Below are 9,413 nucleotides of genomic sequence, written 5' to 3'. Positions count from 1 at the left end.
CGGCGGTATCCGTTCGAGTCGCTCGGCGCGGCGCTGGCGGCGCAGGCGCGGCGCACGCCGGAGGCGGTGGCGCTGCGCTGCGAGGACGCGTCGCTCACCTATGCACAACTGGATGCGTGGTCGGCGGCGCTGGCCGCGAAGCTGGTCGCGCGCGGCGTGGGCGCGGAGCGGCGCGTGGGCTTGTGCGTGACGCGCGGGCCGGCGCTGGTCGCGGCGCTGCTGGGCGTCATCCGCTCGGGCGGGGCGTTCGTGCCGCTGGACCCGGGGTATCCGGTGGCGCGTCTCGCGCAGATGATCGGGGATGCGGGGATTACCGAGGTCGTGGCGGATCGGGCGAGTGCGGAGCAGGTTGGGGAGGTGCTCGCGGGGTGCGAGGTGGTTGAGGTGGTTGAGGTGGGTTCGGTGCCGGAGGCTGTCGCGGAGGGAGTCACGCAGGGCGAGGTGGCTGGCGGCATCGACGCGGCCAGCCAACCTGGTGCCGTAGGCCGTGCTGATGCAGCGAACGACAGCGATGCGCAGCGCCGTATCGGCCTGGCGATGCAGAACGGTGCGAGCGATCGGGGTCAGGCAGGCTGGAGCGACGCAGCAGGCGGAAACGAAGCGGCAGATCAGAACGAAGCGGCAGATCAGAACGAAGCGGCAGGTCAGAACGAAGCAGCAGGTCAGAACGAAGCAGCAGGCCGGAGCGGCGCAGCACACCGCAACAACCTCACCGCCCACATCGACGCCCCGCTGCACCCGGACCAGCTCGCCTACGTGCTGTACACCTCCGGCTCGACGGGCCGCCCAAAAGGCGTCGGCGTGAGCCACGGCGCGCTGTGGACCCATCTTCAGGACTTCCTCGCGACCTACGGCATCGACGGCCACGACACGGTGCTGCACTCGTCGACGATCAGCTTCGACGTCGCGCTGCACGAGACGCTGCCGGCGCTGCTGCGCGGCGCGACGGTGGAGATGCGCGGCGTGCAGCCGTGGGAGCTGCAGAGCCTGAGCGAGCGGCTGGTGAACCGGCGCGTGACGTTCGCGCGCATTCCGACCGCGCTGTGGCAGCAGTGGCAGCATCACGCGCCGCCGCGCGCGCGGCTCGCGCTGCGTCAGGTGACGGTGGGCGGCGAGGCGCTGCCGGGCGACGCGCTCGCGCGCTGGCGCGCGGGGCCGCTCGCGGACATCCGGCTGGACAACCTGTACGGGCCGACCGAGACGACGGTGGCGGCGCTGTACCGCCGCACCGAGGCGGACGACGCACGGCAGGTGACGGTGCCGATCGGCCATCCGTATCCGGGGCGCACCGCGCGCGTGCTCGACGCGTTCGGCGACGAGGCGCCGGTGGGCGGGCTGGGCGAGCTGTGCATCGGCGGGCCGACGGTGGCGCGCGGGTATCTGGGGCGGCCGGGCCTGACGGCGGAGCGGTTCGTGCCGGACCCGTCGGGTGCGCCGGGCGCGCGGATGTACCGCAGCGGCGACCTGTGCCGGATGCGCGGGGACGGCACGGTGGAGTTCCTCGGCCGGCTGGACCAGCAGGTGAAGCTGCGCGGCCAGCGCATCGAGCTGGGCGAGATCGAGGCGGTGCTGCGGCAGTGCGGGGGCGTGCGCGAGGCGGCGGTGATCGTGGTGGGCGAGGGACAGAAGCAGCGGCTCGCGGCGTATGTATCAGGTGATGTGCTCGCTGCTGTATCCGGTGAAATGACGGGGAATGTTTCTGGCGATGCGCTGGGTCGCGTGTCAGGCGACAGCGTGTCAGGCGACATATCGGCTAATGCATCCCGCAACCAGTCGGGGAATGACGACGGCGTATCCGGCGATGTGTCCGGCGAGCTGAAAGGCCGGGCGTCTCGTGATCAATCACGCGAGGCACCAGGCGATGTGCCGCGCGATCGGTCACGCGATGAACGAGGCAACCTTCCTCGCCCGGCGCCCGGCACCACGCAAACCACCCTCGACGCCGCGCATCTGCAGCGCGAACTGGAGCAGAAGTTGCCGGGCTACATGGTGCCGTCGTCGGTGACGGTGCTCGCGCGGCTGCCGTGGATGCCCAACGGCAAGCTCGACCGCGCGTCGCTGCCGGCACCGCAGGCGGGCGCGCGCGAACGGGTGGCGGCGTCGGGCGAGGTGGAGTCGGCGTTGCTGTCGATCTGGACGGCGGTGCTCGGGCGCGACGATCTGGGCGTGACGGACAACTTCTTCGAGGCGGGAGGCGACTCGATCCAGAGCCTGCAGATCATCGCGCGGGCACGCGAGGCGGGGTGGCGGCTGACGCCGAGACAGGTGTTCGAGCATCCGACGGTGGCGGGCCTGGCGCAACGCGCGCAGCGGCTCGAAGCAGGCGGTGCGGAAGAGGTCGACGATGGCGCGGCGCTGGCGCTGACGCCGATCCAGCGGCTGTTCTTCGAGCGCTATCCGCAGGGCGAGTCGCACTGGAACCAGGCGGTGCTGCTGAAGGTGCGCGGGCGTCTGGAACCCGCGGCGCTGGAGCGCGCGGCGCGGGCGCTGGAGGCGCGGCACGACGCGTTGCGGCTGCGGTTCGTGAAGGAGACGGGGGGATGGAAGCAGGTGGCGGTGAAGGCGGCAGGGGCGGTTGAAGTGGCTGACGCGGCACACGTGACGCAAGCATTGGCGGGCTCGCACGCAACGCAGGCAATGCAGGCAATGCAGGCAATGCAGGCAATGCAGGCATCACAGGCAACACAGGCAACACAGGCAACACAGGCAACACAGCCAGCCATCGTCCACCACGAACACCTGTCCTCACTGTCAGCGCTCACCGCGGCCTGCGAGCGCCTCCAGTCGAGCCTCGACATCGGGCGCGGCCCGCTATGGCGCATCGGCCACTTCGAGACCCCGGACGAAACGCGTGTACTGATCGCGATCCACCACCTGTCGGTGGACGGCGTCTCCTGGCGCGTGCTGCTCGAGGAACTACAAACCGCCTACGCCCAGGCTGAGCAAGACGAGCCCATCGCGTTGCCCGCGCCGTCGATGTCCTGGCGCGCCTGGGTCCGCGCGCTCCACCGGTATGCCGCCTCCGACGCGGTCCAGTCGGAAGCCCACTGGTGGCAGCAAGCCCTCAGCGTGCTCGACACCGTTCCGGCACTCCCGCTGCGCCCCGCCGCGGGCACGCGCGTCGTCGAAAGCGCAACGATCGACTGGACGCTCGACGCCGGCCGCACGCGCGACCTGCTGCAGAACGCGTCGCGCGCCTATCGCACGCGCGTCGACGAGTTGCTGCTCGCCGCGCTCGCGCAGGCGCTCGGCGCATGGAGCGGCGCGAGCGAAATCGCCGTCGAACTCGAAGGCCACGGCCGCGAGGACGTGATCGACGGCGCGGACCTGAGCCGCACGGTCGGCTGGTTCACGACGCGCTTCCCGGTCGCGCTGCCCGCCGCATCGGCCGCGCCGGGCGATGCGCTCATCGCCGTGAAGGAGCGCATCCGCGCCGTGCCGAACAAGGGTCTGCACTGGGGCCTGCTCGACGCGAGCCGCGCGCGGCCACGTCCGGCCGTCAGCTTCAACTATCTCGGGCGCTTCGATCAGTCGTTCGATCCGGCCTCGCGCTTCGCCTTCAGTTCCGAGGATGCGGGCAGCAGCCACGGAGCCGGCGCGCGCCTCGACTATGCGCTCGACCTGAACGGCATCGTCACGGGCGAAACCTTGCTGCTGCGCTGGCGCTTCGACCCGGCGCGAATCGACCGCGAGAGCGTCGAGCGCATCGTCGCCGCGTTCGACCAGCAGGTCGACGCGCTGATCGCGCACTGCGTGGCCGCGCCGCCGGGCGCGACCGCGTCGGACTTCCCGTTGTCCGGGCTCGATCAGGCGCGCTTGCGCACGCTCGGCTTGCCGCTTGGCGGAGTCGCCGACATCTATCCGGCCACGCCCTTGCAACAGGGCCTGCTGTATCACAGCGAGTTGCAGCAGGGCGAGGGCGTCTATGTGAACCAGTTGCAACTGACGCTCGACGGCCGCCTCGACGACACGGCGTTGCGCGCCGCCTGGCAGGCCGCCATCGCGCGGCACGACATGTTGCGCACGCGCTTCGAGTGGCGTCATGGCGAAGCGGCCTTGCAGATCGTCCAGCGCGAAGCCGTGCTGCCGTTCGCGGTGCACGACTGGCGCGATGCGCCGGACTACGATGCGCGCCTCGCCGCCTGGCGTTCGGCCGACCTCGCCGCCGGCATCGATGCGTCGCGCGCGCCGCTGATGCGCGTGAACGTATTCCGCCGTCCCGACGGCCGCTTCGATCTCGTGCGCACGCATCATCACGTGCTGACGGACGGCTGGAGCGGCGCGCGGCTCCTCGCCGAAGTGTTCGACGACTACGAGCGCGCGCTCGGCCTAACTCGCCGCGATGCGGCGCGCGTGCCGCCGCCGTACCGGCGCTACCTCGAATGGCTCGCGGCGCAGCCCGATCCGCGCGACTGGTGGCGCGAGCGGCTCGCCGCCGCCGACGATGCGGGCACGCTCACCGCGAGCCTCGCCGCGCCGCACGACGCATCCGCGAATGTGCCGCGCAAGCTCGCGGTCGAGCTCGACGCGCTCCTCGACGCGCGTGTGCGCCGCGCCGCGCAACGTCATCGCGTGACGCTCAACACGTTGATGCAGGGCGCGTGGGCCGTGCTGCTCGCGCGACTGAGCGGCAAGCGGTCGGTGGCGTTCGGCGTCACCGTGTCGGGGCGGCCGGCGTCGCTGGCCGGATCGGAGGACATGTTCGGCCTTTTCATCAACAGCCTGCCGGTGTTCGCGGCCGTGCCCGGCGACATGACGGTATCGGCCTGGCTCGACGAATTGCAGGCGTACAACCTGCAGATGCGCGAGGTCGAGCACACGCCGCTGTCGTCGTTGCAGCAGTGGGCGGGACGCAGCGGCGATGCGCTGTTCGACAGTCTGATCGTGTTCGAGAACTATCCGGTCGCGGCTCGCGCGGCATCCTCGGAGGCCGATGCGTTGCGCGTCGATCGCGTGGATGCGTTCGAGCGCACGCACTATCCGCTGACGCTGACGATTCTGCCGGCGACGCGCATCGAACTGCAATGGAACTGGGACAGCCGACGCCTCGCGCGCGCGCAGGTCGAGCAATTGCAGCGGCAATACCTTGCGTTGCTCGATCAACTGGCCGACGACGGCGAGCGTGCGCCGCGCTTTGTCGGGGAACTCGCGGCGCGGCGCGGTGCGGCGCACGCGGAGCCGTTGCCAGTGTCCTTGACGTTGTCCTTGCCTGACACCTTGACTGCGCCTTTGGACGAGCCCTTGACCGAGCCTTTGACCGAGCCTTTGACCGAGCCTTTGGCCGAGCCCTTGGCCGAGCGCGTGACCGAGCGCGTGACCGAGCCTTTGGACGAACCCTTGACCCAGCCCTTGACCGAACCCTTGACCGGGCCCGTGTTGCGCGCGTGTCACGAGCGCTTTGCAGCAGAGGCCGCGCGCGCGCCGCAACGCATCGCGGTCAGGCAAAACGGTGAAGCCTTCGATTACGCGACGCTCGCGCGCTGGTCCGCCGTGATCGACGCGCGGTTGCGCGCGAGCGGCGTCGCGCGCGAGGAGCGCGTGGCGGTCTGCATGCGCCGCTCGCCGGCACTGATCGCGAGCATGCTCGGCGTGTGGCGCAGCGGCGCGGCGTATGTGCCGCTCGATCCGTCGTTCCCGGCCGAACGCCTGCGCGACATGCTGGACGACGCGGGCATCACGCGGGTCATCGCCGACGCGGAGGGTCGCGCGCGGCTCGGCAACTGGCTGGGCGGCCGTATCGCGATCGACGCAAGGCTCGACGCGATAGGCGACGTTGGAGGTGACGCGCGGCTCGACGCTACAGGCGACGTCGGACGCAACGCGCGACCCGACGCCACGCGTGACGTCGAACGTGACGCGCCGCTCGCCACCACAAACGACGTCGGACGCAACGTGCGACCCGACGCCACGCGTGACGTCGGACGTGACGCGCGGCTCGCCACCACAAACGACGTTGGACCAGACGCGCGACCCGACGCCACGCGTGACGTCGGACGTGACGCGCGACTCGACGCCACACGTGACGTCGGACGTGACGCGCGGCTCGCCAGCACACGCGATGCCGCCCACGCCACCGACGCACGCGCAGTCCTGCTGCCGCCCGCGTTGCCGTGCAGCGACGCGCAACTCGCCTACGTGATCTACACCTCCGGCTCGACCGGCCGGCCGAAGGGCGTCGCGGTCTCGCACGGCGCGCTCGCGCGGCTGCTCGCAAGCGTGGGCATCGCGCCGGGACTGCATCGCGATGACGTGCTGTTGTCGGTCACGACGCCGTCGTTCGACATCTCGCTGCTCGAGTTCTGTCTGCCGCTCACGCAGGGCGCTTGCGTCGAGATGGCCGATGCGTCGACGGTCGCGGACGGCGCCGCGCTGGCGCGTCTGATCGACGACAGCGGCGCGAGCTTCATGCAGGCGACGCCGAGCGGCTGGCGTCTGCTGATCGAATCGGGCTGGCAAGGTCCGTCGCGCGGACGGCTCGTCGGCATCGCGGGCGGCGAGCCGTTGCCCGCTGACCTGGCGACGCAACTCGCGCAACGCGGCGTCGATTTGTGGAACCTGTACGGCCCGACCGAGACGACGATCTGGTCGAGCTGCGCGCGCGTGGCCGAGGGCGGCCCGGTCACCGTGGGCCGCGCGTTGCATGCGAACGCGCTGCGCATCGTCGACGCGAGCGGGCAGTTGACGCCGCAAGGCGGCGTCGGCGAGTTGTGCATCGGCGGCGACAACCTCGCGCGCGGTTATCTCGGCCGCGCGGGCCTCACCGCCGAGCGCTTCGTGCCGGATCCGTACGGGCCGCCTGGCGCGCGGATGTACCGCACCGGCGACCTGGGCCGCGAGCGGCCCGACGGCGAATTCGAATGCCTCGGCCGGATCGACCAGCAGGTGAAGCTGCGCGGCTACCGGATCGAGCTCGGCGAAATCGAGGCGGCGCTGCGCGCCTGCGACGGCGTGCTCGACGCGGCCGTCGCGCTCGTGCCCGGCGCGGGCGATGCCGAGGCGCGGCTCGTGGCGTATGTGGTCGGCGCGTCGCGCGCGGTGCCGGCCGGCTGGCGGCGGACGCTCGCCGCGCGCCTGCCCGGCTACATGATGCCGGCGGCGCTTTATGAGCTTGAGGCGTTGCCGCGCACCGCGAACGGCAAGCTGGACCGCAACGCGCTCGCGCGCTTCGAGGCGGCGCCGGAAAGCGACGCGGCGTGGGTCGAGCCGTCGGGCGAGACCGAAACGTTGATCGCGCGGTTGTTCGGCGACGTGCTCGGACTCGCGCGGGTCGGCGCGAACGATGACTTCTTCGCGCTCGGCGGGCATTCGCTAGCGGCGGTGCGGTTGATCGCGCGGCTGTCGGAGCGGCTGGGCCGCAAGGTCGCGCTCGGCGCGCTGTTCGATAGCCCGACGCCGGCGCTGCTGGCCGCGCTGCTTACGTCCGGCGCGGATGGCGACGCGTCGCCGCGCGCGGCCGCGAACGATGAACTGCAAGCGCTCGATGGCTTGTTCGATGCGCTGGATTGAACCGCGTGCCTATGCCTATCTATGCGAATTGAAAACATGCTGACTACAACCTCTAACGAACCGGTTGCCGTGCCGGGTTCATCAGTAGCCGGTGCTGATGTCGATGCCGGTGCCGGTGCGAATGCCGCTACCGGTGCAGGTGCCAATACCGGTGCCAATGCCGGTGCGAATATCGGTGCCGGTGCAGGTGCCAATGCCGGTGCCGATGCCGGTGCCAATGCCGGTGTGAATGTCGGTGCCAACGCCGGTGCCAATGTCGGTGCCAACGCCGGTGCCAATGTCGATGCCAACGCCGGTGCCAATACCAATGCCGCCACCGATGCGGCGAACCAGGCGCTCGCGATCTCGCGCAAATACGCCGCCCTGTCGCCGGAACGCCGACGACGCTTTCGCGAGAAGGCGCGCGAGCAGGGCGTCGATCCCGCGCGTTTGCCGATCGTGCCGTTGTCGCGTGATGCGGCAGAAGCGGATGAGGCTGACGGCTTGGTCGATGCGTCGGCGTGTTATCCGCTCGCGCCCGCGCAGGAGCGGTTGTGGTTCCTATGGAAACTCGATCCGCGGAACCCCGCGTACAACCTGTCGCGCGCGATCCGTCTGACGGGCCGCCTCGACGTTCACGCGCTGCGCCGCGCGTTCGATGCGCTCGTCGCCCGGCATGGCGCATTGCGTGTGCGTTTCGTCGAGACGCGCGGCATCGCGGTTCAACATATCGCGGACGATGCGGGCTATCTCTGGCGTGAACGCACGCTCGACGATCCCGCGCAATTGCGCGACACGCTGCGTGCCGCTGCGCGCGAGCCGTTCGATCTCACGCAAGGGCCGCTGTTGCGCGTCGATCTGATCGCGCTGGACGAGGACCGTCACGCGTTGTCGATCGTCGTGCATCACATCGTGTCGGACGGCTGGTCGCAGTCGCTGCTCGTTCGCGAACTCGCGGCGCTGTATCGCGCGGCGCTCGCGGGCGAAGGCGCGGCGCTGTCGCGTGCATTGCCGCCTTTGAAGATTCATTTCGGCGATGTCGCCGCATGGCAGAACGAATGGCAGGACGGCGCGCTCGCCGACGATCTCGCGTACTGGACCCAGCGACTCGGTGTCGAGCGTCCCGCGCTGGAATTACCGTTGGACCGGCCACGCGCGGCGGTGCGCGGCATCGAGGGCGGACGCTGCCGGCGCGATGTCGACGCGCAACTCGCCGACCGCTTGCGCGAACTCGCGCGCGCGCGGCGCACGACGCTGTTCACGGTGCTGCTCGGCGCCTATGCCGCGTTGCTGTACCGCTATGGCGGACAGCCGGGCGTGCGCATCGGCGTGCCGTCGGCGGGACGACAGCGCGGCGAGACGGAAGGGCTGATCGGCTTTTTCGTCAATACGCTCGTGATCGATGTGGACGTCGACGGCGGCATGCCGTGCGGCGCGCTGCTGGCCGGGCTGCATGCGCGCGTGCTCGAAGCGCATGCGCATCAGGCGGCGCCGTTCGGGCGTGTCCTCGACGCGTTGCGTATCGAGCGCGATCTCGGCCGCTCGCCGCTGTTCCAGGTGATGTTCAATCTGGAGCAGGCGACGAGCGAGGCGGCGGTGGCGATGCCGGGTCTCGTCGTGGAGCCGGAGGCGGGCGGCACGGATACGGCGCGGTTCGATCTGGTGCTGAACGTGGTCGACGATGGGCGCGGGTTGCGGCTGATGTTCAACTATGCGGCCGATGTGTTCGATGCCGGGACGGTGGAGCGGATCGCGTCGCAGTATGAAGCGGTGCTGGCGCAGATGGCGGAGGGTGTGGAGCGGCGGGTGGGGGCGTTGACGTTGCCGGCGGGGTATGCCGAGGTGGCGTTGCGGCGGTATCCGTTCGAGTCGCTCGGCGCGGCGCTGGCGGCGCAGGCGCGGCGCACGCCGGAGGCGGTGGCGCTGCG

The 9,413-nt window shown here is 70.6% G+C and carries 2 protein-coding genes; both read left to right on the top strand.

Annotated elements, in window-relative coordinates:
- The coding region (locus tag BUE39_RS35835) for an AMP-binding protein (protein WP_268802015.1) at positions 1-7,506 on the top strand (7,506 nt) is incomplete at its 5' end.
- 36 nt (positions 7,507-7,542) lie between these two features.
- Positions 7,543-9,413 (top strand): condensation domain-containing protein (locus tag BUE39_RS33195; protein ID WP_235005022.1); only part of this gene is annotated, 1,871 nt, incomplete at its 3' end.

Origin of the sequence: Paraburkholderia terricola (assembly GCF_900142195.1) — a bacterium.
Classification (GTDB): Bacteria; Pseudomonadota; Gammaproteobacteria; order Burkholderiales; family Burkholderiaceae; genus Paraburkholderia; species Paraburkholderia terricola.
This window is presented reverse-complemented; position numbering and strand designations above follow the sequence as displayed.